Origin of the sequence: Streptomyces sp. NPDC006476 (genome assembly GCF_040612015.1) — a bacterium.
Taxonomy (GTDB): Bacteria; Actinomycetota; Actinomycetes; order Streptomycetales; family Streptomycetaceae; genus Streptomyces; species Streptomyces griseorubiginosus_B.
Genome location: NZ_JBEXPK010000022.1, coordinates 103,581 through 128,944, shown reverse-complemented (window position 1 = coordinate 128,944; position 25,364 = coordinate 103,581). Strand labels below are relative to the sequence as shown.

The 25,364-nt window shown below is 70.9% G+C and carries 20 protein-coding genes; 9 read left to right on the top strand and 11 right to left on the bottom strand.

From position 1 onward, the window contains the following. Nucleotides 1–1,311 (top strand): MFS transporter, encoded by a 1,311-nt coding sequence (locus ABZZ74_RS25300; RefSeq protein ID WP_356768566.1) that lies wholly within the window; start codon nt 1–3, stop codon nt 1,309–1,311. A gap of 7 nt (nt 1,312–1,318) precedes the next feature. Here the strand turns inward: ABZZ74_RS25300 and ABZZ74_RS25295 are convergent, their stop codons facing one another. From ABZZ74_RS25295 to ABZZ74_RS25275, 5 genes are all read right to left on the bottom strand, one after another. Next, on the bottom strand, nt 1,319–2,245 hold the full coding sequence (locus ABZZ74_RS25295; RefSeq protein WP_356768564.1) for an oxidoreductase: 927 nt from the start codon (nt 2,243–2,245) through the stop codon (nt 1,319–1,321). 348 nt (nt 2,246–2,593) lie between these two features. Beyond that, nucleotides 2,594–3,022 (bottom strand): hypothetical protein, encoded by a 429-nt coding sequence (locus tag ABZZ74_RS25290; RefSeq protein ID WP_356768562.1) that lies wholly within the window; start codon nt 3,020–3,022, stop codon nt 2,594–2,596. Next, the gene (locus ABZZ74_RS25285; RefSeq protein WP_356768560.1) at nt 3,009–3,374 is read right to left on the bottom strand and encodes a hypothetical protein; all 366 of its coding nucleotides are present in this window, start codon (nt 3,372–3,374) and stop codon (nt 3,009–3,011) included. The genes ABZZ74_RS25290 and ABZZ74_RS25285 overlap by 14 nt, the downstream gene beginning before the upstream one ends. A 181-nt stretch (nt 3,375–3,555) precedes the next feature. Continuing rightward, complete coding sequence (gene ppdK / locus ABZZ74_RS25280; RefSeq protein WP_356768557.1) at nt 3,556–6,276, bottom strand: pyruvate, phosphate dikinase; 2,721 nt, start codon at nt 6,274–6,276, stop codon at nt 3,556–3,558. 384 nt (nt 6,277–6,660) lie between these two features. Then, nucleotides 6,661–7,857: an ROK family protein gene (locus tag ABZZ74_RS25275; protein WP_356768555.1), complete on the bottom strand. Its 1,197-nt coding sequence runs from the start codon at nt 7,855–7,857 to the stop codon at nt 6,661–6,663. A gap of 120 nt (nt 7,858–7,977) precedes the next feature. On the opposite strand from ABZZ74_RS25275, the gene ABZZ74_RS25270 reads away from it, so the two are divergent. The 3 genes from ABZZ74_RS25270 to ABZZ74_RS25260 all read left to right on the top strand — a co-directional run bounded on the left by ABZZ74_RS25270 (nt 7,978) and on the right by ABZZ74_RS25260 (nt 13,327). Next, nucleotides 7,978–9,453 carry a hypothetical protein gene (locus ABZZ74_RS25270; RefSeq protein WP_356768553.1) on the top strand — a complete coding sequence of 492 codons (1,476 nt, stop codon included), beginning with the start codon at nt 7,978–7,980 and terminating at the stop codon, nt 9,451–9,453. Then, nucleotides 9,450–11,390 carry a glycogen debranching N-terminal domain-containing protein gene (locus ABZZ74_RS25265; protein ID WP_356768551.1) on the top strand — a complete coding sequence of 647 codons (1,941 nt, stop codon included), beginning with the start codon at nt 9,450–9,452 and terminating at the stop codon, nt 11,388–11,390. Before ABZZ74_RS25270 ends, ABZZ74_RS25265 begins: the two co-directional genes overlap by 4 nt. A gap of 173 nt (nt 11,391–11,563) precedes the next feature. Next, nucleotides 11,564–13,327 (top strand): CDP-alcohol phosphatidyltransferase, encoded by a 1,764-nt coding sequence (locus ABZZ74_RS25260; protein WP_356768549.1) that lies wholly within the window; start codon nt 11,564–11,566, stop codon nt 13,325–13,327. Nucleotides 13,328–13,617: 290 nt separating this feature from the next. Here the strand turns inward: ABZZ74_RS25260 and dusB are convergent, their stop codons facing one another. Further along, a complete protein-coding gene (gene dusB / locus ABZZ74_RS25255) occupies nt 13,618–14,763 on the bottom strand; it encodes a tRNA dihydrouridine synthase DusB (protein WP_356768547.1) in 1,146 nt (381 codons plus the stop codon). 119 nt (nt 14,764–14,882) lie between these two features. Between dusB and ABZZ74_RS25250 the strand changes: the two genes are divergently transcribed. After that, a complete protein-coding gene (locus ABZZ74_RS25250) occupies nt 14,883–16,328 on the top strand; it encodes an MFS transporter (RefSeq protein ID WP_356768545.1) in 1,446 nt (481 codons plus the stop codon). 29 nt (nt 16,329–16,357) lie between these two features. Here the strand turns inward: ABZZ74_RS25250 and ABZZ74_RS25245 are convergent, their stop codons facing one another. Further along, nucleotides 16,358–17,242, bottom strand: coding sequence for a helix-turn-helix transcriptional regulator (locus ABZZ74_RS25245; RefSeq protein ID WP_356768543.1), 885 nt, complete (start codon nt 17,240–17,242; stop codon nt 16,358–16,360). A 100-nt stretch (nt 17,243–17,342) separates the two neighbouring features. Here ABZZ74_RS25245 and ABZZ74_RS25240 point away from each other — a divergent pair, with 100 nt between their 5' ends. The 3 genes from ABZZ74_RS25240 to ABZZ74_RS25230 all read left to right on the top strand — a co-directional run bounded on the left by ABZZ74_RS25240 (nt 17,343) and on the right by ABZZ74_RS25230 (nt 20,287). Further along, complete coding sequence (locus ABZZ74_RS25240; RefSeq protein WP_356768541.1) at nt 17,343–18,770, top strand: MFS transporter; 1,428 nt, start codon at nt 17,343–17,345, stop codon at nt 18,768–18,770. A gap of 101 nt (nt 18,771–18,871) precedes the next feature. Then, nucleotides 18,872–19,078 carry a hypothetical protein gene (locus ABZZ74_RS25235; RefSeq protein ID WP_356768539.1) on the top strand — a complete coding sequence of 69 codons (207 nt, stop codon included), beginning with the start codon at nt 18,872–18,874 and terminating at the stop codon, nt 19,076–19,078. 75 nt (nt 19,079–19,153) lie between these two features. Beyond that, nucleotides 19,154–20,287, top strand: a complete 1,134-nt coding sequence (locus tag ABZZ74_RS25230; RefSeq protein ID WP_356768537.1) for a serine hydrolase domain-containing protein — start codon at nt 19,154–19,156, stop codon at nt 20,285–20,287. A gap of 141 nt (nt 20,288–20,428) precedes the next feature. Here the strand turns inward: ABZZ74_RS25230 and ABZZ74_RS25225 are convergent, their stop codons facing one another. Beyond that, nucleotides 20,429–21,034: a TetR family transcriptional regulator gene (locus ABZZ74_RS25225; RefSeq protein ID WP_356768535.1), complete on the bottom strand. Its 606-nt coding sequence runs from the start codon at nt 21,032–21,034 to the stop codon at nt 20,429–20,431. Between the two features lie 25 nt (nt 21,035–21,059). Beyond that, a complete protein-coding gene (locus ABZZ74_RS25220) occupies nt 21,060–22,070 on the bottom strand; it encodes an aldo/keto reductase (protein WP_356768533.1) in 1,011 nt (336 codons plus the stop codon). A 143-nt stretch (nt 22,071–22,213) separates the two neighbouring features. On the opposite strand from ABZZ74_RS25220, the gene ABZZ74_RS25215 reads away from it, so the two are divergent. Then, the gene (locus tag ABZZ74_RS25215) at nt 22,214–23,260 is read left to right on the top strand and encodes a chitinase (RefSeq protein ID WP_356768531.1); all 1,047 of its coding nucleotides are present in this window, start codon (nt 22,214–22,216) and stop codon (nt 23,258–23,260) included. Here ABZZ74_RS25215 and ABZZ74_RS25210 read toward each other — a convergent pair. Both ABZZ74_RS25210 and ABZZ74_RS25205 read right to left on the bottom strand, forming a co-directional pair. Then, nucleotides 23,257–23,868, bottom strand: coding sequence for a LysE family translocator (locus ABZZ74_RS25210; protein ID WP_356768529.1), 612 nt, complete (start codon nt 23,866–23,868; stop codon nt 23,257–23,259). The two genes, ABZZ74_RS25215 and ABZZ74_RS25210, sit on opposite strands and share 4 nt — an antisense overlap. A gap of 108 nt (nt 23,869–23,976) precedes the next feature. Further along, a complete protein-coding gene (locus ABZZ74_RS25205; protein ID WP_356768527.1) occupies nt 23,977–25,359 on the bottom strand; it encodes a glycine--tRNA ligase in 1,383 nt (460 codons plus the stop codon). Nucleotides 25,360–25,364 lie beyond the last annotated feature (5 nt).

Sequence of the window (25,364 nt, the reverse complement as noted above, 5' to 3'; positions counted from 1 at the left end):
GTGTTCCTGATACGAAGGCGTTACACGACGGCCTCCTACTTCGTCGGCGCGGTGTCCGCCCGCACCGGCGACGAGATGTCCGGACCGGCGATGATGCTGGCGGGCTTCGCCCTGACCGGCTCGACGGCGACCGCCTCGTCGCTGCTGGCGGGGCTCAACGTCGCCGCGGCGGTCGGCGGACCGCTGCTCGGCGCGTTCCTGGACCGGGCGTCACGCCCGGGCCGCCTGCTGGCCTGCGCGCTGGCCGCGTACGGCGCCGGAGTGGCCGCCATCCTGCTGGGACTCGGACGCCTGCCCCTCCCCGTGACCGTTCTGATCGCCGTGTGCACGGGCCTGCTCGGCCCGGCCCTCTCCGGCGGCTGGACGGCCCAGCTCCCCCGGGTGGTGGCGGGCGACGCGCTGCCCCGGGCCAACGCCCTGGACGCGATGACCTTCACCACCGCGAGCCTCGCCGGACCGGCCCTGGCGGGGACGGCGGCGGAGACGCTGGGCGCGCCGACGGCGGTGGCGGCGGCAGTGACCCTGATCGGCCTCGCGACGCCGGCGGCCTGGCGCCTGCCGGGGGCGACCCACCGAGGGGCCCCCGGACCGGCGCCGAACAGGGACCGGGATACCGACGCGCCGCCCCCACGGAGAAGCGAGCAGAATCTCGCCGCAACGCGCTCGCACAAGGGGGGCCTCGGGGCGGAGTCCCGGACCCGGTCGGGTGGAAGTGCCGACACCGCGCGACGCACCCCTCTCACCGCCGGGCTCCGGTTCATCGTCCGGCGGCCCGCCCTGGCCCGAGCGACCCTCACCTCGGTCCTCTGCTGTACGGCCGAGGGCATGTTCACCGCCTGCGTCCCCCTCCTCGGGCAGCACGCCCTGGGCGGGTCCGGGCGCGGTGCGCTCCTGCTGTCCTGTACGGCCGTCGCCTCGCTGGCGGCCAACTCCGTACTGGCGCGACGCCCCCGCCTGATCGCCCCGGACACGGCGATCTGGGTCGGCGCCCTCGTGCAGGCGACCGCGCTGGCCCTGGCGGCGACCGCGCATCCGGCCGTCCTCGTCGCCGCCGCCCTGCTCACCGGCATCGGCGCCGGACCTCAGCTCACCGCCCTGTTCGCGATACGGCATCGGGAGGCCCCCGACCGTCTGCGGGGCCAGATCTTCACCACGGGCGCAAGTCTGAAGATCACCGGGTTCGCCCTGGGCGCGGCGGCCGCGGGCACGATTGCGGGCCGCTCCCTGCCCGGCGCCCTGACGCTGGCGTCCGCCACGGCGGCACTGGCGGCGCTGGCTTACTTCACGGTCCGGCGGAGCCAGCCGACATGACGTGACGTCAGCCCTTCAGCGCCTCGTACGTCACTCCCGTGAGCCGTTCCGAGGCGGCCCAAAGCCTCTCCCCCGCCGCGTCGTTGAGCGTCCAGGGCGCCCGCCACGACGGACCCGGCGCCCCGCGCCACATCATGAACGACGGTCCGGTGAAGGAGTCGGGCCGTACGCCAGGGGCAGTCGCGGCGTACAGCAGTGGCAGCGCACCGGCCTCCGCCGACTGCGCGAAGACGCGGTTGCCGATATCCATCATCCGCCCCATCAGCCGCCGCCCCTCCATCTGCGGCGCGGCGCCCTGCAGATTGGTCTCCGCGTAGCCCGGATGCGCGGCGGCGGCCACCACGTCCGCGCCCTGCGCCGCGAGCCTGCGGGCCAACTCGTGGGTGAAGAGCAGGTTGGCGGTCTTGGACCGGGCGTAGGCGACCCAACGCCGGTACCGACGCTCGCTGTTGAGGTCGTCGATGTCGATGTTGGCCAGGGCGTGCATCCCACTGGAGACGTTGACGACCCGCCCGCCCGGTGTGGCGAGCAACATCGGCGCCAGCAGCCCGGTGAGTGCGAAGTGCCCGAGATGATTGACCCCGAACTGCGTCTCGAACCCGTCCACCGTGGTCCCGTAGGGCAGGGCCATGACGCCGGCGTTGTTGACCAGCAGGTCGAGCCGCTCGGACGGGAAGCTCTCGGCGAACTCCCGTACCGATGCGAGGTCCCCGAGATCGATCCGCCCGAACTCGACCTCCGCGCCCGGCACTTCACCGACCACCCGCTCGACCGCCGCCCTCCCCCGCACCTCGCTCCGGCACGCGAGCACCACCCGCGCACCCTTCCGCGCCAGCTCCCGCGCGACGACGTACCCGAGCCCGCTGTTGGCCCCGGTGACGACGGCGACACGGCCAGTCTGTTCCGGGACGGCCTTCTCGTTCCAGCCGGGCATGGTCGGCTCCTCCTGCTGACGATGATCCCCAGCCTACGACCGTGCACCCACTTCGCCGCCGAGGTCAGTACACCTCCGCCACGGCCACCGTGCACCCTTCCGCGCCAGCTCCCGCCCGACGACGTACCCGAGCCCGCTGTTGGCCCCGGTGACGACGGCGACTGCGTCCGGCCCCAGCCGCAGGCAGATGTCCACACAGCCGCCCACAGGAGCGGTGTCGGCCGAGACCCGTTCCAGGAAGTAGCCTTCCAGCCCGCTCAGAATGCGTGCGGCCCGGAGACACGTACCCTCGAAATCCTCGCCACCAGCGGCCAACGAGCTCTCCTCACCTACGGGGCTGACGGGGGGCTACTGGACGAGGGAGCCGATAGCCTCCCTCACCTCCGCCTCGCGATAGCCGCTCCGCAGGTACAACTCCTCGGGACCCAGCGACGCGCACACGGCTTCCAGCATGCGACACCACTTCACCCTGTCGTCCCGAGCGGCGACGACCTCGACCACCGCCCGGTCGGCGAGAACTCGTTCCTCACCGCTTCGGGACACCGGCCGGAACCGAACGCGCGTCGCGCCCTCCCTGATTGCCGCACGGACCAGCCGGAAGATGCCGAGCAACTCGTCCGCATCGCCGCGCGTGCATCCCTGGGACTCCACCACCTGATCCGAAACGTTCGGCAGTTCCTTGGCCACTTGGAAGACCACTCCGAACCGCTCCGGAACCATCTCCATCGTCTCTCCGGGATCACCTGTGGCAGGGTTCGTCGCGTCACTCGAGTTCATCGAAGTACTGCTTTCCGTTCTTGGGTGTGAAGACGGTACCGCCACTAGTGCCGGGATCTTCGATGACGACGGCGCCCTTGTCCGGATCCCAGTAACCCACGCGCCCTCTCTTCAGATACCTGATCTGCAGATTGGGCACCTCCTGTGTGATCACCCCATCCACGTACTCGGCCATGGCCTGCGGGGCGACACCCCGCACGTAGTGTGTTCCGTCCCCTGCCGCCGTTCGCTGCGCTGCGTGATTGGCGATGTTCACCGCTTCCGGTTCGCACGGCGTCGAGTTGTGCACCAGGACCGGCGTTGAATCCGCCAGCACGTAGTAACTGCGGCAACCAACGCCAGCAAACGCCATTTTCCCTGGTCAGCGCCTTAGCTTGACAGTCGCAGCAGACCATGCAGAAGAGGGCGGCACCCCCGCACAGGGTGCCGCCCTCCTGGTGATCCGGGACCGCCGTCCATCGGTGTTGAGGGTCGGGGACGGGCGGCGGTTCCGGGGTTTCGGTGGCCCTGGGGCCCGGCCGGGGTCGTACGGGCTAGCGGTGGTCGCTGCCCTGCGAGTTCGTCGCCGCGCGGCCCGCCTCCAGGCGGGCGACCGGGATGCGGAACGGGGAGCAGGAGACGTAGTCCAGGCCCACCTCGTGGAAGAAGTGGACGGACTCCGGGTCGCCGCCGTGCTCGCCGCAGACGCCGAGCTTGAGGTCGGGGCGGGTCTCGCGGCCCGCCGTCGCCGCCGCCTTCACCAGGGAGCCGACGCCGTCCTTGTCGATCGTCTCGAAGGGGGAGACGCCGAAGATGCCCTTCTCCAGGTAGGCCGTGAAGAAGGAGGCCTCGACGTCGTCGCGGCTGAAGCCCCACACCGTCTGGGTCAGGTCGTTCGTGCCGAAGCTGAAGAACTCCGCCGCCTCCGCGATCTGCCCGGCGGTGAGGGCGGCGCGCGGAAGCTCGATCATCGTGCCGATGGCGAGCTTGAGCTGCGTGCCCGTCGCCGCCTCGACCTCCGCGATGACCTGGTCGGCCTCGTCGCGGACGATCTCCAGCTCCTGGACGGTGCCGACGAGCGGGATCATGATCTCGGCGCGCGGGTCGCCCTTGGCGTTCTTGCGCTCCGCCGCCGCTTCCGCGATCGCGCGGACCTGCATGGTGAACAGGCCCGGGATGACCAGGCCGAGGCGTACTCCGCGCAGGCCCAGCATCGGGTTCTGCTCGTGCAGGCGGTGGACCGCCTGGAGCAGGCGCAGGTCGTTCTCGTGGGACTCCTGGCGGGACTCGGCCAGCGCCACACGGACCGAGAGCTCGGTGATGTCCGGCAGGAACTCGTGCAGCGGCGGGTCGAGCAGCCGTACCGTCACCGGCAGACCGTCCATCGCCGAGAACAGCTCGACGAAGTCCTTCTTCTGCAGCGGCAGCAGTTCCGCCAGCGCGGCCTCGCGCTCGTCCTGGGTGTCGGCGAGGATCAGCTTCTCGACCATCTCGCGGCGCTCGCCCAGGAACATGTGCTCGGTACGGCACAGTCCGATGCCCTGCGCGCCGAAGCGACGGGCGCGCAGCGCGTCCTCGGCGTTGTCCGCGTTGGCCCGCACCCGCAGCCGGCGCTTGCGGTCGGCGAAGGCCATGATCCGGTGCACGGCCTCGACCAGCTCGTCGGCGTCCTGGGCGCCGGCGTGCATACGGCCCTCGAAGTACTCCACGACCGGAGAGGGGACCACCGGGACCTCGCCCAGGTAGACCTTGCCGCTGGAGCCGTCGATGGAGATGACGTCGCCCTCCTCGACGACCCGCCCGCCCGGCACGGTCATCCGGCGCCGCTTGGTGTCGACCTCGAGCTCCTCCGCACCGCACACACAGGTCTTGCCCATGCCGCGCGCGACGACGGCCGCGTGGGAGGTCTTGCCGCCGCGGGAGGTCAGGATGCCCTCGGCCGCGATCATGCCGTCGAGGTCGTCGGGGTTGGTCTCCCGGCGCACCAGGATGACCTTCTCGCCCGAGCGCGACCACTTCACGGCGGTGTACGAGTCGAAGACCGCCTTGCCGACCGCCGCGCCCGGCGAGGCCGCGATGCCCCGGCCGACCATCTCGGTCTTCGCGTGCTCGTCGAACCGCGGGAACATCAGCTGCGCGAGCTGGGCACCCGTCACACGCTGGAGGGCCTCGGTCTCGTCGATCAGGCCCTGGTCGACCAGTTGGGTCGCGATCCGGAAGGCGGCGCCCGCCGTGCGCTTGCCGACGCGGGTCTGGAGCATCCACAGTTGGCCGCGCTCGATGGTGAACTCGATGTCGCAGAGATCCTTGTAGTGGTTCTCCAGGGTCTCCATGATCTGCATCAGCCGGTCGTACGACTGCTTGTCGATCTGCTCCAGCTCCGCGAGCGGCACGGTGTTGCGGATGCCCGCGACCACGTCCTCGCCCTGTGCGTTCTGCAGGTAGTCGCCGTAGACGCCCTGGTGGCCGGAGGCGGGGTCGCGGGTGAAGGCGACGCCGGTGCCGGAGTCCGGGCCCAGGTTGCCGAAGACCATCGAGCAGACGTTGACGGCGGTGCCGAGGTCGTGCGGGATGCGCTCCTGACGGCGGTAGAGCTTGGCGCGGTCGGTGTTCCAGGAGTCGAAGACCGCGTGGATGGCGAGGTCCATCTGCTCGCGCGGGTCCTGCGGGAAGTCCCGGCCGGCCTCCCTCTTGACGATCTTCTTGAAGGTGGCGACCAGCTTCTTCAGGTCCGCGGCCTCCAGCTCGGTGTCGACCGTGACCTTCTTGGCCTCCTTGGCCTGGTCGAGGGCCTCCTCGAAGAGGTCGCCGTCGACGCCGAGGACGGTCTTGCCGAACATCTGGATGAGACGGCGGTAGGAGTCCCAGGCGAAGCGCTCGTCGCCGGCCTGCTCGGCGAGGCCCTTCACGGACTTGTCGGAGAGGCCGATGTTCAGGACCGTGTCCATCATGCCGGGCATGGAGAACTTGGCGCCGGAGCGGACGGAGACCAGCAGGGGGTTGTCCGGCTGGCCGAGCTTCTTGCCCATCCGGGACTCCAGCGCGTCGAGGTGCGCACTCACCTCGTCACGCAGTGCCGCGGGCTCCTCGCCGCTGTCGAGGTAGACCTTGCAGGCTTCCGTCGTGATGGTGAAGCCCGGGGGAACGGGGAGTCCCAGGTTGGTCATCTCGGCGAGGTTCGCGCCCTTGCCACCCAGGAGGTCCTTGAGGTCCTTGTTTCCCTCGGTGAAGTCGTAAACGAACTTCGCTACGTGGGGTTCTTTGTTTTCCGACACGGGTCTCGACTCCTCGAGGACGCGGTGGCTGCCCTGACGGCGAGGAACATACCCAGATCGAAGGTGTCTGGATACGTCTACTCGCGCGTCATGCGCCCGTAACCATCCCTCCGCCAGCGGATCGAAAGTCAAGGGACGGCAAGCAACCAAGCGCTTATGTTTTCACTTCCTGAAGGCATCACTGCCCACCGGTGCGGTTTTACGCTCAGATGAGCGGTCAACGACAACATCTGATTTCGATCGATGAACGATCGAAGGGTGGCACCCAGTGCCACCCCTTGAGGAAGTACAGCCGCTCAAGATCCGCTCATCTGAGCGCAACCCTTATCAAGGGTGGCGAGAATCACGCTCCCACAGAGGACCGGATTTCACCATGCGGACGCTTTACACCCCCATGGCGAGCAGCCGTTCCTCCACCCGCTCCGGCGCGTAGAGATGCTCCACGACCAGCGCACCGGCCCCCACCAGCCCCGCCCGCTCACCGAGCCGTGAGGTGATGACGTCCAGGTGGGCCGTGGAGCGGGGCAGCGCCCGCTGGTACAGCAGCTCCCGCACCCCGGTCAGGAAGGCGGTTCCGGCCAGATCTCCGGCGATCATCAGCACACCGGGATTGAGCAGCGTGACGACGGTCGCCAGCACGTCCCCCACCAGCCGCCCGGCCTCCCGCGCCAGCCGGGCCGCCTCCGGATGCCCGGCAGCCAGCAGATCCCGTACGTCCGAGCCGGAGGTCGCCGCAACTCCGGCCTCCGCCAGCCGCCCGGCCACGGCGCCGCCACTGGCGACGGCGGCGAGACAGCCGTACGACCCGCACCGGCACAGCGCGTCGGCGCCCACGCGGATGTGCCCGATGTCCCCGGCACCCCCGTCGATCCCCCGGTAGACCGAGCCGTCGACCACCACGCCCGCGCCGATGCCGGTGGACACCTTGACCAGCACGAAGGCCGAGCAGCCGGGGTATCCCGTGCGCTGTTCGCCGTACGCCATCAGATTCGCGTCGTTGTCCACCAGGACCGGCACCGGCCCGGCGCCCGTCCGCTCGGTGAAGGCCCGGGCCAGGCGGCCCCTTATGTCGTAGCCGTCCCAGCCGGGCATGATCGGCGGCTGGACGACCCGCCCGGTCTCGCTGTCGACCGGCCCCGGCACCGCCAGCCCGATCCCGCACACGGCCCGGGCCGGCCGCCCGGCCTTCTCCAGCAACTCCCCGAACCACCGTCCGAGCGCCCCGAGAACGACGTCCGGCCCGTCCTCCACGACGAGCGTGTCCGCGTGCTCGGCGAGTATCTCGCCGGTCAGGGTCAGGACGGCGGCGCGCGCGTGCCGGGTGTCGAGGTCGGCGGCGAGGACGACGGCGTGCTCGTCGTCGAACTCCAGGGTGATGGAGGGCCGGCCGCCCAGGGGCGAGTCGACGGGGCCGCCGGCGCCCTCGCGCAGCCAGCCCGCACGGAAGAGACGGTCGAGGCGCTGACCGACGGTGGCCCGGGACAGACCGGTGACCTGCTGGAGGGCTCCGCGCGTGATGGCGCGTCCGCTTCGTACCAGTTCGAGCAGATCTCCGGAGCTGGCCTGGCCGCGTCCCGTCATGCGCACCCCCTTGTGCTTCTCCAGCGTGCATTACATAGTGAGTTTTGCGTGTTAAATAGACGTAACTCTACGGTAGCCCAGACCGAACCGGTCGGCCGTACGTCTTTCGGGGAGCCCCGAGTGGATCGCACTGCCCAACTCACCAGCCGCGGCGAACAGCACCCCATTGCATACGATCCGCCGCCCGTCCCGGGTCCGCTGCACGTCAGGGCCGCCCGGGTGCTGGAGGAGAACTGGACGGGCGCCTCCACCGTCCCCTCGCACAGCCTGTATCCGCACCAGTGGTCCTGGGACTCGGCGTTCATCGCGATCGGCCTGCGGCACCTGTCGCCGTTACGGGCCCAGACGGAGCTGGAGACGCTGCTGGCCGCGCAGTGGGCGGACGGACGTATCCCGCACATCGTCTTCAACCCCTCCGTCCCGCTCGACGCCTACTTCCCGAGCCCCGACTTCTGGCGCTCCTCGACCGCGGGGCGCGCTGCGGGCGCCCCGCGCACCGTACAGACCTCCGGCATCGTGCAGCCACCGGTGCACGCGCTGGCGGCCTGGCTGGTGCACCGCGCCGACCCGGGCCTGTCCCGCGCCCGCGGCTTCCTCACCCGGGTCTACCCGCGCCTGGCCGCCTGGCACCGCTATCTGCTGCACCGCCGTGACCTGGGCGGGGGCGGCCTCGCGTCGGTCGTCCACCCCTGGGAACAGGGTATGGACAACAGCCCCTGCTGGGACGCCCCACTCGCCCGGATCATCCCCGCCCCGTCCCGCTCCTTCCGCCGCGCCGACCTCACCCACGGCGCCCCCGAGGACCGCCCGACGGACCTGGACTACGGCCGGTACGTACGCCTGGCGACGGACTACCGGGACGCCGGCTACGACGACGACGGCGGCGGTGGCTTCGCCGTGGAGGACCCGGCGTTCAACGCCCTGCTCATCGCCTCCGAGCACGCCCTGGCCCGGATCGCCGCGGAGCTGGGAGCGGCGGGCACGGCACGGCACGCCCGCGCGGAGCGGCTGACGGCGGCCCTGGTGGACCGCCTGTGGGACGGGCCGAGCGGCATGTTCCTCTGCCGCGACCTGCGCGGCGACGGCTACAGCGCCCCCGCCCCGCACCACCGCCCGCCCACCGGCACCCTGATCCCCGAGCGCAGCGTCTCCGGACTGATCCCGCTCCTGCTTCCCGGCCTCCCCCGCGACGTCGTGCGGACCCTCGTCGCCACCCTTCACGGTCCGCACTTCGGACTCGGCGACACGACCCGGCTGCCCCCGTCCTACGACCTCCTCGGCGAGGCCTTCGATCCGCACCGGTACTGGCGGGGACCGGCCTGGTTCAACACGAGCTGGCTGCTGGAGCGAGGGCTGCGCACCCACGGCGAGCAGGAGCGCGCCGACGCCCTGCGGGAGTCCGTCCTGGACCTGGCCGACGCCTCCGGATTCGCGGAGTACGTCGACCCGTACACCGGCGAGGCCTGCGGAGCACTCGGCTTCGGCTGGACCGCCGCCCTCGCGCTGGATCTGCTCCATTCGCGCCCCGGACACGGCGTGTCCCCGACGGGCATCGGCACGTTCGAGTTGAGTGACAAGGGAGGGGACCGGGCATGACGGACCGGCATCATCTGCTCGTGCGCGGCGGGACGTTCGCGGCCGTGGGCGACGGCGGGGACATCATCGTCGGGGCCCGGGGAACCGGCTCCCCGGCCGGGTTGTTCGTGCGCGACGCCCGTCATCTGAGCCGTTGGCAACTGACGGTCGACGGCGCGGTACCGGAGTCGCTCACGCCGGTCGCGGACGGGGACACGGCCCGCTGTGTCCTCGTCCCGCGCGGCGGACGGCAGGAACCGCCCGCGTACACGATCTTCCGCGAACAGGCGGTGGGGGACAGCGCGTTCGTCGAATCCCTCCGCATCACCAGCAACCGCCCGACCGCCACCACGGTCCGCCTCGCGGTCACGGCGGACGCGGACTTCGCGGACCAGTTCGAGCTGCGCTCCGACTACCGCACCTACACCAAGATCGGCGCCACCCGCTCCCGCCAAGTTCTCGACGACGGCGTGGAGTTCAGCTATCAGCGTGGTGAATGGCGGTCCTGTACGACGGTGACGGCGGAGCCCGCCCCGGACGGCGTCGAGGAAACCGGCACCGGCGCCCGGCGCCTCGTATGGACCCTCGACCTGGATCCGCACGGCACGGCGGAGCTGGCGCTGCGGGTGATGGCCCGCCCGCACGGCGACCGGCGGGCCCGGCGCGTACCGGTGTCCCCGGCCGCGCTCAATGAGCAACTCCTCGCTCTCGAGGGCGAGTTCGTGGAGGGTGTGCCCTTCCCGACGGGCTGGCCCGAGCTGGCGGCGGCCTGCGCACGGGGCCTCGCCGACCTCGCCTCCCTCCAGGTCCAGGCGACCGGCCCGGACGGCGAGGACCTGCGGGTGCCCGCTGCCGGAGCCCCCTGGTTCCTGACGCTGCTCGGCCGGGACGCCCTGCTGACGTCGTTGTTCGCCCTGCCCTACCGCCCGCAGCTCGCCGCCGCCACCCTCCCCGCGCTCGCCGCCACCCAGGCGACGGAGACCGGCCCGGAATCGGTGGCCCAGCCGGGCAAGATCGTGCACGAGGTCCGCCACGGCGAGCTGGCCCACTTCCGCCAGGTCCCCTACGGCCGCTACTACGGCTCGGTGGACGCCACGCCGCTGTTCCTGGTCCTCCTGGGCGCCTACGTCGAGCAGACCGGCGACGCGGACCTGGCCCGCCGCCTCGAGCCCAACGCCCGTGCGGCGATCGGCTGGATGCTGGACCACGGCGGGCTGACCTCGCGCGGCTACCTCGTCTACCGCGCCGACCAGGGCGGCCTCGCCAACCAGAACTGGAAGGACTCCCCCGGCGCGATCTGCTCCGCCGACGGCACACGCGCGAGCGGACCGGTGATGGCGGCCGGGGCGCAGGGGTACGCCTACGACGCCCTGCGCCGCACGGCGTCGGTCGCCCGGACGGTGTGGGGCGACGAGACGTACGCGGCGCTGCTGGAACAGGCGGCGGCCGATCTGCGGGACCGTTTCCAGCGGGACTTCTGGATGCCGGACGCCTCCTTCCCGGCGCTCGCGCTGGACGGCGAGGGCCGGCAGGTCGACGCGCTCGCCTCGGACGCCGGCCATCTGCTGTGGTCGGGGCTGCTGGACAAGGAGTACGGCGAGGTGGTGGGCCGGCGGCTGCTGGACCCGGACTTCTTCTCCGGCTGGGGCGTACGCACGCTGGCCGCGGGACAGCCGGCGTACCACCCGCTGTCGTACCACCGCGGCTCGGTCTGGCCGCACGACAACGCGCTGATCACGCTGGGCCTGGCCCGCTACGGCCTGCACGACGAGGCCCGCACGGTCGCCCACGCCCTGGTCGACGCGGCGACGGCCACGGGACACCGGCTGCCGGAGGTCATCGCCGGATACGGACGGGACTCGCACGCGGAGCCCGTTCCGTATCCGCACGCGTGCGTGAGGGAGTCACGCTCGGCGGCGGCACCGCTGGCCCTGCTGACGGCGGTCGGGGGCGCCTAGCGGTTGGGAGGGTGCCGTCGACGAGGCGTTTGCCCGGTGTTTGCCCTGGGGCGTGAACAACCGCCGGAGGCAGCCCGTACCGGACTGTGGCGGGTCCTTGCCTCCCCGGTGTGGCCCGCCGACCGATCCGTCCGAATCACGGATGCCGGGCCTCGCAACGGAAGGACCTTCGGGTGCCTGTCTTCACGCGCCTTCGCCAACAACCGGACACATCACCCGAGGTCGAGCCGGAATCTCCGTCACCGCAACAGGATGCCAGGGCGACCCTGCGCACCCGGTTCGCCGACTGGCGTGAGCGGCACCCCGTACCGGTGCGCGTCGTGCGCTGGACGATCACGATCCTCGCGGCCGTCCTCGTGCTCGGCGCACTGGTGCTGCCGAACAAGGAGAGCGCGCTGCACGCCGGGCGGTTCGTGCGGATACCGGTGGAGGCCGTGCTCGGGGCGGCCGTCGCGCTGGTGCTGCCGCGCCGCCCGCGCATCATCGTGGCGGTGGTCTCAGGTGCCGCGCTCGGCGCGCTCACGATCCTGAACCTGCTGGACATGGGGTTCTGGGAGTACCTCGGCCGGCACTTCAACCTCGTGCTGGACTGGGAGCTGCTGCCGGACGCGCAGAGTTACGTGCAGGACTCGATGGGCCGGGCGGTGGCCATCAGCGCCACGGTCGGCGCCTTCGTCCTGGTTTTCCTGCTGCTCTCCGTCATGGCGCTGGCGATGGTCCGGCTCAGCAACCTGCTGGCGCGCAACAAGCAGGCGGCGACCCGGGGCACACTCGCCGCCGCGGTCGTCTGGGTCCTCTGCTCCGCGCTGGGCCTGCAGCTCGGCGGGACGCCGCTGGCCTCCGACCGGGCGGCCGGCGCGGTGGTTCTCCAGGCGAAGGGGGTCCGGCAGACCCTCAAGGACGAGGCCGACTTCCAGAAGATCGCCAAGGTCGACGAGTTCGGCAACACACCGCCCAGCCAGCTGGTCCCCGACCTGCGCGGCAAGGACATGATCTTCACCTTCATCGAGAGCTACGGCCGCAGCGCGATCGAGGACCCGGTGGAGGCGCCCGGCGTCGACGCCACCCTCGACGCCCGCACCAAAGCCCTCGCCAAGGCGGGCTTCCACGCCAAGAGCGGCTGGCTGACCTCGGCGACCTACGGCGGCAGCAGCTGGCTCGGCCACTCCACGACCATGTCCGGCCTGTGGATCGACAACCAGAACCGCTACCGCACGGTCATGGCGAGCGACCACCTCAGCCTCACCAAGGCCTTCGCCAAGACGGGCGACTGGGACACGGTCGGCATCATGCCGGGTGTGCAGAAGGGGTGGCCGGAGTCGAAGTACTACGGCCTGCAGAGCTACCGCAACGCCTTCCAGATGGGCTACCAGGGGCCGAAGTTCAGCTGGTCGACGATGCCGGACCAGTACGCGCTGCAGGCCTTCCAGAACCTGGAGCACAGCAAGAAGCGGAGCAAGCCGCTGATGTCCCTGGTCATCCTGACCTCGAGCCACCAGCCCTGGGCGCCGATCCCCAAGATGGTCCCATGGAACGACCTCGGTGACGGGTCGGTCTTCAACGCCATCCACGCGGCCGGCAAGAAGCCCGCGGACATCATCGCCAGCTCCCCCAAGTCCCAGGCGGAGTACGGCAAATCGGTCCAGTACTCGGTGACCGCGCTCACCCAGTGGCTGGAGCGCTACGGCAACGACAACACGGTCCTCGTCTTCCTCGGCGACCACCAGCCGATCGCCCGCGTCAGCGGCAACCACGCCAGCCGCGACGTCCCGATCTCCATAGTCGCCAAGGACCCCAAGGTCCTGGACAAGATCTCGTCCTGGGGCTGGACGGACGGCCTCCGCCCCGCCCACAACGCCCCGGTCTGGAAGATGAGCGCCTTCCGGGACAAGTTCCTCACGGCGTACGGCTCCACTCCCCACCCGAAGAAGAGCTGACGCGGGGCGAAGCTGCCACGTGATGCCGTAGGGCGGCTGCGGGCCCGTCGTGCCCGCCCGCGCAGTTCCCCGCGCCCCTGTGGGGCGCGTTGCAGTCGCCCACGGCGAGAAGGGGACGGGGTGGGGGGTGTCCGCCCGCAGTGTCGGGCGTCAAGAAACAGCACCGCATGACCCACAGCACCGCCCGACCGAGGACGGACACCCCCCCACCCCGGCCCCGACCCACCACCGAACCGAAGGCGCTACGCCCGCCCCCACCGAACCCGCACAGGCGCCGCAGGCATCGCTCCTCAGCCCCCCGACGTCTCGAGTTCGGCGTCCTCCCCGACCCCCGCGCAGTCGTACGGGTCCTTCAGCCAACCGTCCGGCAGAACGACCCTGTTGTTGCCCGAGGTACGCCCACGCGGACCGTCGGCATCGCTGGGCCACGGCTGGTCGAGGTCCAACTCGTCCAGCCCGGCACGCAGTTCCCCGAGCGACGACGTGACCGCCAGCCGCCGCCGCATCTCGCTGCCGACCGCGAAGCCCTTCAGGTACCAGGCGACATGCTTGCGGAAGTCGACGACACCCTTCGACTCGTCGCCGATCCACTCGCCGAGAAGCGTGGCATGGCGCACCATGACGTCGGCGACCTCACGCAGCGACGGCCGCGCGACGTCCTCCGTACGCCCCTCGAAGGCCGCCACCAGGTCCGCGAACAGCCACGGCCGCCCGAGGCAGCCCCGCCCCACGACCACCCCGTCGCACCCGGTCTCGCGCACCATCCGCAACGCGTCCCCCGCCGACCAGATGTCACCGTTACCCAGCACCGGAATCTCGGGCACGTGCTCCTTGAGCCGAGCGATGGCGTCCCAGTCGGCGGTGCCCCCGTAGTGCTGCGCGGCCGTCCGCCCGTGCAGGGCGATGGACGTCACGCCCTCCTCCACGGCGATACGACCGGCGTCCAGGTACGTGATGTGGTCGTCGTCGATGCCCTTGCGCATCTTCATCGTGACCGGCAGATCCCCGGCCCCGGACACGGCTTCCCGCAGGATCGCGCGCAGCAGGTTGCGCTTGTACGGCAGCGCCGACCCACCCCCCTTGCGCGTCACCTTCGGTACCGGGCACCCGAAGTTCAGGTCGATGTGGTCGGCCAGGTCCTCCTCGGCGATCATGCGGACGGCCTTGCCGACGGTCGCGGGGTCGACGCCGTACAGCTGGATCGAACGCGGCGTCTCGCTCGCGTCGAAGTGGATGAGCTGCATGGTCTTCTCGTTGCGCTCGACCAGCGCCCGCGTCGTGATCATCTCGCTGACGAACAACCCCTTGCCGTCACTGAACTCCCTGCACAAGGTACGGAAGGGGGCATTCGTGATCCCGGCCATCGGGGCCAGGACGACGGGCGGCTGGACGGTGTGCGGGCCGATCTGCAACGGCGTGACGGTGGTCTCGGGCATTCCCCCATTGTCACGCACCCCGAGGGGTACCCGGCGCAGGAGCAGGATCCCGGTACAGGCCATTAGTTAGCTGCACTATTAGTTAGACACACTATCGAAGCAGTCGTACGATGGGGCGCATGCCCGAGCTCAGCCAACGCCGACGCCTTCTGGTCCTCGCGATCTGCTGTATGAGCCTGCTGATCGTCAGCCTGGACGTGACCATCCTGAACGTCGCGCTCCCCGCGATCCGCGACGACCTGCACGCGAGCACGTCCGGCCTGCAGTGGACGATCGACGCCTACACCCTGGTCCTCGCCTCGCTGCTGATGCTCTCCGGCTCGACGGCGGACCGGATCGGCCGCAAGCGCGTCTTCATGACCGGCCTGATCGTGTTCGTCGTCGGCTCGGTCCTGTGCTCGCTCGCACCCAGCCTCGGCACACTGATCGCCTTCCGGGTGATCCAGGCGGTCGGCGGCTCGATGCTCAACCCGGTCGCGATGTCGATCATCACCAACACGTTCACGGACCCGAAGGAGCGCGCCCGTGCGATCGGCGTGTGGGGCGCGGTCGTCGGCATATCGTTCGCCGCGGGACCGCTGATCGGCGGACTGCTGGTGCAGTCCGTGGGCTGGCGCTCGATCTTCTGGATCAACCTGCCGGTGGGGCTGGCCGCCCTGCTGCTCACCCTGAGGTTCGTCCCCGAGTCCCGCGCCCCCAAGGGCCGCCGCCCCGACCCCGTCGGACAGCTGCTGGTCATCGCGCTGTTCGCCGGACTGACGTACGCGATCATCCAGGCACCGGAGTCCGGCTTCGGCGCGGTGCTGCCGTTCGCGGTCGTCGCGCTGGCGGCCCTCCTCGGGCTCCTCTGGTACGAGCCCCGCCGCGACGAACCCCTCATCGACCTGCGGTTCTTCCGTTCGCCGCCGTTCAGCGGGGCGACGGTGATAGCGATCAGCGGGTTCGCGTCGCTGGGCGGGTTCCTCTTCCTCTCGACGCTGTACCTGCAGAACGTACGGGGGCTGGACGCGCGGCACGCGGGCTTGTGGATGCTGCCGATCGCCCTGCCGATCATGCTGTGCGCGCCGCTCTCGGGCCGTCTGGTGGGCAATCGCGGTCCGCGGCTGCCGCTGCTGGTCGCCGGAGCGGCGATGACGGCGAGCGCGCTGCTGTTCGCGGCGTTCCAGGCGGAGACGTCCGACGTCACGCTGTTCCTCGGATACGTGCTGTTCGGCGTCGGATTCGGCTTCATCAACGCGCCGATCACCAACACGGCGGTCTCGGGGATGCCGCGGGCGCAGGCGGGCGTCGCGGCGGCCGTGGCCTCCACGAGCCGCCAGCTGGGGCAGACGCTGGGGGTCGCCGTCATCGGGGCGGTCCTGGCGTCCGGGGTCGGATCGTCGTCGTACAAGGACGCGTTCGTCTCCGCGTCGGTGCCGGCGTGGTGGATCGTCGTCGGATGCGGGGTCGCCGTGTTCGTCCTCGGGGCGCTGACCACCGGCCGGTGGGCTCGACGGGCCGCGGCCCGGGCGGCCGACGAGCTGGAGTCGGTCGAGGTGCGCGAAGCGGCGGGCGTGAACGCGTAGACGGTTCGACGGTCAGCGGGCGCCGACGGTCAGCGAGCGCCCGCCCGCTCCAGGGCGAGTGCGTGGAGCTTCTCCAGGCGCTCCCTCGACTCCTCGTCCGCGGGGGCGTACGTCACGATGCGCGGGCCCAGTTCGGGGCCGAGCCACAGATCGGTGTGGTCGACGGCGATCCGGCCGACGTAGCGGTTGTCGAACTCCTTGCGCTTGGTGCGGTGGGCCTGCACCTCGTGCCGCTCCCAGTTCTCACGGAACTCCGCCGACTCCGCGCGCAGCCGCTTGAGCAGCATCTTCCAGGCGGGCTCGGCGAGATGGGCGGCCATCGTGGCCCGGAACCGGGCGGCCATCAGCCGCTGGGTGTCCCGCAGGTGCACGATCGAGGAGCGCCACTCCTCGTGCGTGTAGGACAGCACCAGGCAGTTGCGGTCCTCGGGCGGCACCGCGTCGAGGTCGCACAGCAGCAGGCCGTAGGTGCGGTTGTAGGCGAGGATGTCGTACCGGCTGTTCTGCACACAGGCCGGGACCGGCTCCAGGTGCTCCAGGACGGCCCGCACCCCGGGGGTGATCGACGGGCAGATGGTGGCCGGCGTCGGGTCGACCTGCCCGGCCAGCTGGAAGAGGTGCGCACGCTCGCTGGGGTCGAGGAAGAGGGTGCGGGCCAAGGCGTCCAGGACCTGGACGGAGACCTGGATGTCCCTCGCCTGTTCGAGCCACGTGTACCAGGTGACGCCGACCGAGGCGAGCTGCGCGACCTCCTCGCGGCGCAGCCCGGGGGTACGGCGCCGGGTGCCCCGGGGCAGCCCGACCTGCTCGGGGGTGATGTGCTCACGGCGGTGGCGCAGGAAGCCGGCCAGCTCATGCCGCCGTATCGCTGCCGCCGAGGTTTCCGAGGGCGTCTCCTGGGCCATGGTCGTCATACTCCCAGCCTGCCGTCTCACGCATCCTGTTGCCAGGTACTCCTTCTACCAGGATAAGAAGACTCTGGTACCCGTCTGAGCGCGGGCGCAGGCTCAAGGGGTGACCGAAACCATCACTTCACGCACCGTCCGATCCCCGGTGGCGCCACCCGCGCTCAACGGCCTCGGACTCTTCACCGTGCTGCTGGCAGCGGCACTCCCTCTCATCGACTTCTTCATCGTCAACGTCGCCCTGCCCACGATCGGCCGGGACCTGCACGCGAGCGAGTCCGTGCTGGAGCTGGTCGTCGCCGGGTACGGGCTCGCGTACGCCGTCCTGCTCGTCCTGGGCGGGCGGCTCGGCGACCTGTTCGGCCGGCGCCGCCTCTTCCTCGGCGGCATGGCGGCCTTCGGCCTGACCTCGCTGGCCTGTGGTCTCGCGCCGAGCGCCTGGACGCTGGTCGCGGCGCGGGTCGCGCAGGGCGCGGCGGCCGCCGCGATGCTGCCGCAGGTCCTCGCCACCATCCAGGCGGCCACCGCCGGGCCCCGCCGGGCCAGGGCCATGGGCCTGTACGGCGCCACGGCCGGCCTGTCGATGGTCGCCGGGCAGATCCTCGGCGGCGTCCTGGTGGCGGCCGACGTCTGGGGCACCGGCTGGCGCTCGGTGTTCCTGGTGAACGTCCCGGTCGTCGTCCTGGGCCTGGTCCTGGCGGCGCGGGGCGTGCCCGAGACCCGCTCCCAGCACCCCGAGCCGGTCGACGGCCCCGGCACCGTCCTGCTCACCGCCTCACTGCTCGCCCTGCTGGCCCCGCTCACCGAGGGCCGCACGGCCGGCTGGCCGCTGTGGACCTGGCTGTCGCTGGCGGCGTTCCCCTTCGTCGCGGCGGCGTTCTACGCGGTGGAGCGCCGGGCCGACCGCCGGGGCCGTACGCCCCTGGTCCCGCCGAGCCTGTTCAGGCTGACTTCGCTGCGCCGCGGTCTGGTGATGATCGTGCCGTTCTCGGTCGGCTTCAGCGGCTTCATGTTCGTCATCGCGGTGGCGCTGCAGCGCGGTGCGGGGCTGGGCCCGGTCCCGGCGGGGCTGGCGCTCGCGCCGATGGCCGTCGTGTTCTTCTTCGTCTCGCTCGCCGGTCCCCGGCTGGTCGCGCGGTACGGCACCCGGGTCGTGACGGCCGGCGGGCTGCTGCAGGGGGTCGGTGTGGGGCTGATGGCGCTGGCGGCCTGGCGGTCCTGGCCGGACCTCGGCCTCGTCGAACTGCTCCCCGGCGCCGCGCTCGCGGGTGCCGGGCAGGCGCTCCAACTTCCCATCATCTTCCGGGTCGTGCTCTCCGAGGTGGAGCCCGCGCGGGCCGGCGTCGGCAGCGGCGTGATGATGACGACCCAGCAGTCCGCCCTGGCCCTCGGGGTGGCCGCGCTGGGCACCCTGTTCCTGTCCCTGATCCCGGCCCTGGGCATGCGCGACGCCCTGGTCACCACGCTCCTGGCCCAGCTGGGCTGCGTCGCCCTCACCTGCCTGCTCAGCCTGCGTCTGCCGCGCACCATCGGCTGACGCGGATGTGAGGAACAGGCCACAGCTCGGTCAACTCATCGTGGAAGACCCCCTGTTGATGTTGGTCTTGCTGCACACTCCTGTGGCGGAGGCGAGACATCATGCTGGAGATCAACACGAGCAAGGTGAGCCGCTGGGACCAGCACGGACGGGAACACGTCGTCCAGGTGCGGCGCACCGGAGTACAGCGCACCATCAGATGCGACACCTGCGGCTGGCGTCAGGGCGCCCAGTTCCTGCCCTGGCTGAAGGCGGAGGAACACCTGGCCGAGGCCCACCAGGCGACCGTGGACCCGTCGGACGCGTAGGGCCGTCCCAGCGATGAGTTTCCGGCGTGCCGCCAGTCGTAGGCCGTACGACCGACTCGCACCGGAAGGCGACCCATGAGCGCTCTGTACGACACCCTGCGACGCCATGTCGACCGAGGAACGGCGCCGGGCGCCGTGGGGCTGGTGGCCCGCGGTGCCGATGTGGAGGTGGTGGCCGTCGGTTCGGTGGACGTCGGCGGCACCGCCCCGATGGCCCGCGACTCGATCTTCCGTATCGCCTCCATCACCAAGCCGATCACCGCGGCGGCGGTGCTGATGCTGGTCGAGGACGGCCTGATCGGGCTGAACGCACCGGTCGAGGAGTGGCTGCCGGAGCTGGCGAAGCCGATGGTGGTGCGGACGCCGGACGCCCCTGTCGGGGACGTGGTGCCGGCCTCCCGTCCCATCACCGTCGAGGACCTGCTCAGCTCCCGCACCGGCTGGGGCTTCCCCTCCGACTTCACCCTCCCCGCCGTGCAGGCGCTGTTCGAGGTGCAGAAGGACGGCCGTCACCTCCAGGACTGGCCGGACCACGACACCTGGCTCCACCGTCTCGCGCAGGTGCCGATGCTGTACCAACCGGGCGAGTCCTGGCTCTACGGCACCTCCTCCGACCTGCAGGGCATCCTGATCGCGCGGGCGTCGGGCCGTACCCTCGCGGAGTTCCTGGCCGAGCGGATCTTCGAGCCGCTGGGCATGACGGACACGGCGTTCGAGGTGCCGGCCTCCGAGCGGCACCGCTTCACCACGGCCTACGACCCGGCTCCGGACGGCACGCTGGAGGTGTCGGACACCCCGGACGGCGAGTTCGCCCACGCCCCTCGCTTCCTGTCCGGCGGCGGAGGCCTGGCCTCCACGGCCGACGACTGGCTGGCCTTCGCCCGCATGCTCCTGGACTCGGGCGGCGGCCTGCTCAGCCCCACCTCCGTCAGCCGGATGACCACCAACCACCTCACGGCCGAACAGCGCGAGCGCGCCACCCTCTTCCTGGAGGGCCAAGGCTGGGGGTACGGCGGCCAGGTCGACGTGACCCCGGCCGACCCCTGGAACGTCCCGGGCCGTTACGGCTGGGTCGGCGGAGCCGGCACCGCGGCGCAGATCGTCCCGCAGACCGGCACGGTCGCGGTCCTGCTGACCCAGGTGGCGATGACCGACCCGACACCGACCCCGCTCATGCGGGACTTCTGGCGGTGCGTGGCGGGAGCCTAGGGCCTGCTGCGAAAGTCCCGTCGTCCGCCCGGAGGGCGGCCCTGCGGTGTCATGGGGTCCCCCGCGCGAGCGAGATTGTTCGAGCGTGGGGAGCGTGCCGGGCGTCGCGGGGCAGGCGGGACTTTCGCAACAGGCCTAGGCCTAGGCTTGGGCTCCTGCGCCCTTCAGCCCGCGCACGCACAGGTCGACCAGCGCCTCGAACTCCGCCTGCGCGCCCGGCTGTTCCCACTCCTTGGCGTAACAGGGGTCGTGGAAGCGGCCGGTGGCCTGGAAGAGGGCGAGGGCGGTGGTCGCCGGATCCTCGGCGGTGAAGACGCCCGCGTCGACGCCGGCCCGCACCAGCTCTGTCAACTGGCCGGTCAGCTCGGCGAGATGGGTGCCGACGGCCCCGCCGTTCTCACCGGTGAGGACCGTGTACGTGGCGAACAGCTCCGGGTCGGCGCCCGCCTTGCGGCGCTTGGCGGCGAACAGGGCGGCGAGCCACGCCCGCACCCGGTCCTCCGGGTCCCGGCCGGTGTCCGCGACGATGCCGGCCAGCAGCTCCGTCGTGCGGTCCAGCCAGCGCTTCGTCACGGCTTCCCGCAGCGCCGCCTTGGTACGGAAGTGCCGGTAGACGCTGCCATGGCTGACGCCGAGCGCGCGGGCCACGTCCACCACGGTGGCCTTGGCGGGGCCGTAGCGGCGCAGCACCTCCTCGGTCGCTTCGAGGATGCGCTCGGCGGTCAGGGTCTCGGGGGACGGTGCCATGGCTAGACGGTACCCGGCGGCGTGATCAGCGCTCGCTGTCGAGCATCGCCATCTGCGCGGGGGCGTACCGCTCGCCGGCGGCCGCGTCCGCCGGCACGGCGGTCTCGATGGCGGCGAGGTCGGCCGCGTCCAGGGTCACCTCCAGGGCGCCCAGCGCCTCGGCGAGCCGCTCCCGGGTGCGGGCGCCGATCAGCGGCACGATGTCCTCGCCCCGGGACAGCGCCCAGGCGATGACGATCTGCGCGACGGAGACGCCCTTCTGTTCGGCGATCTTGCGCAGGGACTCGACCAGCGTGAGGTTGTGCCGCAGGTTCTCGCCCTGGAAGCGGGGGGTGTGGGCGCGGAAGTCGCCGGCGTCGAAGCCCCGGTCGGCCGAGACATGGCCGGAGATCAGTCCGCGGGCGAGGACGCCGTACGCGGTGACGGCGATGCCCAGCTCACGCAGCGTGGGCAGGATCTCCCGCTCGGGGCCGCGGGAGATGAGCGCGTACTCGATCTGGAGGTCGGCGATCGGGGCGGTGGCGGCGGCCCGGCGGATGGTCTCCGCGCCGACCTCGCTCAGCCCGATGTGCCGGACGTACCCCTCCTCGACGAGTTCGGCGATCGCGCCGACGGTCTCCTCGATCGGCACGTTCGGGTCGAGCCGGGCGGGGCGGTAGACGTCGATGTGGTCGACGCCGAGGCGTTGGAGGGAGTAGGCGGCCCAGGTCTTCACGGCGGCCGGGCGCGCGTCGTAGCCGTGCCAGGCGCCGTCCGGGCCGCGCTGGGCGCCGAACTTCACGCTGATCAGCGCGTTCTCCCGCCGGGCGGCCGGGGCGGTGCGCAGGGCCTCGCTGATCAGCAGTTCGTTGTGGCCCATGCCGTAGAAGTCGCCGGTGTCGAGCAGGGTCACGCCGGCCTCCAGGGCGGCGTGGATGGTGGCAATGGACTCGGCACGGTCCGAGTCCCCGTACATGCCGGACATGCCCATGCAGCCGAGGCCGAGGGCGGAGACCTGGGGGCCGGTGGTTCCGAGGTTGCGGGTTGGCATCGTCATACGGCCACCTTCACATAACAGCTGACAGATTTCAATATCTGTCATTCAATACCTCGAACTGGTCCAGACCTATTGACGAAAGGTCTGGACCGTTGCACTGTCATGCCTACGACACCTCACCGCACCCCCACCGGGAGGCCCGTATGCTCCGCCGCACCCTGGCCCTGCTCGCCACCGCCCTCGCCACCGCGGCCCTCACCCAGCTCCCCCTGGCGCCCGCCGCCACCGCCGCCGACACCTGCGCGGTGAAGTCGCGGCCCGCCGGCAAGGTCCTGCAGGGTTACTGGGAGAACTGGGACGGCTCCGCCAACGGCGTCCACCCGCCCTTCGGCTGGACGCCGATCACCGACTCCCGAATCGCCGCCCATGGCTACAACGTGATCAACGCGGCCTTCCCCGTGATCCGTTCCGACGGCACGGCCCTGTGGGAGGACGGCATGGACGCGGGCGTGAAGGTGGCGACGCCCGCGGAGATGTGCGCGGCGAAGGCGTCCGGGCAGACGATCCTGCTGTCGATCGGCGGCGCCGCGGCCGGCATCGACCTCAGCTCGCAGACGGTGGCCGACCGCTTCGTGGCGACGATCGTGCCGATCCTGAAGAAGTACAACTTCGACGGCATCGACATCGACATCGAGACGGGCCTGGTCGGCAGCGGCCGCATCACCCAGCTCTCCGCCTCCCAGGCCAACCTGATCCGCGTCATCGACGGGGTGCTGGCGAAGATGCCGTCCAACTTCGGCCTGACGATGGCCCCGGAGACGGCCTATGTCACCGGCGGCAGCATCACCTACGGCTCCATCTGGGGCGCCTACCTGCCGATCATCAAGAAGTACGCCGACAACGGCCGCCTGTGGTGGCTGAACATGCAGTACTACAACGGCAGCATGTACGGCTGCTCCGGCGACTCCTACTCGGCCGGCACGGTCGCGGGCTTCACCGCCCAGACGGACTGCCTCAACAAGGGCCTGACCGTGCAGGGCACGACGGTGAAGGTGCCGTACGACAAGCAGGTCCCGGGCCTGCCCGCCCAGTCCGGCGCGGGCGGCGGCTACATGTCGCCGTCCCTGGTCTCCCAGGCCTGGAAGCACTACGGCAGCTCACTCAAGGGCCTGATGACCTGGTCGATCAACTGGGACGGCTCGAAGAACTGGACCTTCGGCAACAACGTGAAGACCCTGCAGGGGCGCTAACGCGCCGTCAGCGCCAGCTTCGCGCCCAGCGCAACGAAGGACCCCGCGAAGCTCCGCCGCAGCCACGTCATCACCCGCGGCCGTGAGGTGACGTGGCTGCGGACCGAGGCGGCGAGCACCCCGTAGAGGGCGAAGACGACGAACGTCGCCAGCATGAACACACCGCTCAGGCCCAGCATGGGCGTCAGGGCGTGCTGGGCGGCCGGGTCCACGAACTGCGGCAGGAACGCGAAGAAGAAGATCGTCAGCTTCGGGTTGAGCAGATTGATCAGCACGCCCCGCACGATCACGCGCCCCGCGGAGAGCGGCGCGGCGCCCTCGTCGACGTCAATGGCGTGCCGGTCCCGCAGGGTCGCCCAGGCCATGTACAGCAGATAGCCGACTCCGGCGTACGTGACGACCTGGAAGGCCGCGGCGCTCGCGTTCAGCAGGGCCGCGAGCCCGGTCACGGTGGCCAGCACATGGGGCACGATCCCCAGCGTGCAGGCGAAGGCGGCGACCACGCTCGCCCGCCGGCCACGCGACAGCCCGGCGGCGAGGGTGTAGACGACGCCGGTGCCGGGGGTGGCGACGACGATCAGGGTGGTGAGGAGGAAGGCGAGACTCATGGGTCCAGCCTGGTGACGGAGCGGCCCCCGATACAGGGCCAATGCGAGACCTGTATCGGGGGCCACGGACCGACTTGGGGGCCCGGCCGGGCTGTCCGGTGTTCGCGGCTACGCGCCGACCAGACGACCGGCCAGGTAGCCCTCGATCTGGTCAAGCGACACGCGCTCCTGCTTCATCGAGTCCCGCTCGCGCACCGTCACCGCGTTGTCCTCGAGCGTGTCGAAGTCGACCGTCACGCAGTACGGCGTGCCGATCTCGTCCTGGCGGCGGTAGCGGCGGCCGATGGCGCCGGCGTCGTCGAACTCGATGTTCCAGTTCTGCCGCAGAGCCTGCGCGAGGCCCTTGGCCTTCGGGGACAGCTCGGGGTTGCGGGAGAGCGGGAGCACCGCGACCTTGACCGGGGCCAGCCGGTGGTCGAGGCGCAGCACCGTGCGCTTCTCCAGCTTGCCCTTGGCGTTGGGGGCCTCGTCCTCGACGTAGGCGTCGAGCAGGAACGCCAGCATCGCGCGGCCGACACCGGCCGCGGGCTCGATGACGTACGGCGTCCAGCGCTCCTGGGCCTCCTGGTCGTAGTAGACGAGGTCCTGGCCGGAGGCCTTGGAGTGGGCGGTGAGGTCGTAGTCGGTGCGGTTGGCCACACCCTCGAGCTCGCCCCACTCGTTGCCGCCGAACTGGAAGCGGTACTCGATGTCAGCGGTGCGCTTGGAGTAGTGGGAGAGCTTCTCCTGCGGGTGCTCGTACCACCGCATGTTCTCCTCGCGCAGGCCGAGACCGGTGTACCAGTTCCAGCGCTGCTCCATCCAGTACTCCTGCCACTTCTCGTCCTCGCCCGGCTTGACGAAGAACTCCATCTCCATCTGCTCGAACTCGCGGGTGCGGAAGATGAAGTTGCCGGGCGTGATCTCGTTGCGGAAGGACTTGCCCATCTGCGCGATGCCGAACGGCGGCTTCTTGCGCGCAGCGGTCTGCACCAGGGCGAAGTTGGTGAAGATGCCCTGCGCGGTCTCGGGACGCAGGTAGGCGATGGAGCCGCTGTCCTGCGTCGGGCCGAGGTGCGTGGAGAGCAGGCCCGAGAACTGCTTGGGCTCGGTGAACTGGCCCTTGTTGCCGCAGTTGGGGCAGTTGACGTCGGCCAGGCCGTTCTCCGGGAGGCGGCCGTGCTTGGCCTCGTACGCCTCCTCCAGGTGGTCGGCGCGGAACCGCTTGTGACAGGAGGTGCACTCGGTCAGCGGGTCCGTGAAGGTGGCGACGTGGCCGGAGGCGACCCAGACCTCGGGGGCCAGGATCACGGACGAGTCGAGACCGACCACGTCCTCGCGCGACGTCACCATGTAGCGCCACCACTGGCGCTTCAGGTTCTCCTTGAGCTCGACACCCAGCGGTCCGTAGTCCCAGGCGGCGCGCTGGCCGCCGTAGATCTCACTGCAGGGGAATACGAAGCCACGGCGCTTGCTCAGGCTGACGATGGTGTCGATCTTGTCGGCGGCCACGGTGC

Excerpts from the sequence above, each read along its gene's own strand:
- ABZZ74_RS25250 (WP_356768545.1), top strand. The coding sequence starts at position 14,883 with ATGCCCGAGCTCAGCCAACGCCGACGCCTTCTGGTCCTCGCGATCTGC.
- dusB (WP_356768547.1), bottom strand. The coding sequence starts at position 14,763 with ATGCCCGAGACCACCGTCACGCCGTTGCAGATCGGCCCGCACACCGTC.
- ABZZ74_RS25245 (WP_356768543.1), bottom strand. The coding sequence starts at position 17,242 with ATGACGACCATGGCCCAGGAGACGCCCTCGGAAACCTCGGCGGCAGCG.
- ABZZ74_RS25295 (WP_356768564.1), bottom strand. The coding sequence starts at position 2,245 with ATGCCCGGCTGGAACGAGAAGGCCGTCCCGGAACAGACTGGCCGTGTC.
- ABZZ74_RS25285 (WP_356768560.1), bottom strand. The coding sequence starts at position 3,374 with ATGGCGTTTGCTGGCGTTGGTTGCCGCAGTTACTACGTGCTGGCGGAT.
- ABZZ74_RS25220 (WP_356768533.1), bottom strand. The coding sequence starts at position 22,070 with ATGACGATGCCAACCCGCAACCTCGGAACCACCGGCCCCCAGGTCTCC.
- ABZZ74_RS25290 (WP_356768562.1), bottom strand. The coding sequence starts at position 3,022 with ATGAACTCGAGTGACGCGACGAACCCTGCCACAGGTGATCCCGGAGAG.
- ABZZ74_RS25210 (WP_356768529.1), bottom strand. The coding sequence starts at position 23,868 with ATGAGTCTCGCCTTCCTCCTCACCACCCTGATCGTCGTCGCCACCCCC.
- ABZZ74_RS25230 (WP_356768537.1), top strand. The coding sequence starts at position 19,154 with ATGAGCGCTCTGTACGACACCCTGCGACGCCATGTCGACCGAGGAACG.
- ABZZ74_RS25275 (WP_356768555.1), bottom strand. The coding sequence starts at position 7,857 with ATGACGGGACGCGGCCAGGCCAGCTCCGGAGATCTGCTCGAACTGGTA.
- ABZZ74_RS25265 (WP_356768551.1), top strand. The coding sequence starts at position 9,450 with ATGACGGACCGGCATCATCTGCTCGTGCGCGGCGGGACGTTCGCGGCC.
- ABZZ74_RS25215 (WP_356768531.1), top strand. The coding sequence starts at position 22,214 with ATGCTCCGCCGCACCCTGGCCCTGCTCGCCACCGCCCTCGCCACCGCG.
- ABZZ74_RS25225 (WP_356768535.1), bottom strand. The coding sequence starts at position 21,034 with ATGGCACCGTCCCCCGAGACCCTGACCGCCGAGCGCATCCTCGAAGCG.
- ABZZ74_RS25235 (WP_356768539.1), top strand. The coding sequence starts at position 18,872 with ATGCTGGAGATCAACACGAGCAAGGTGAGCCGCTGGGACCAGCACGGA.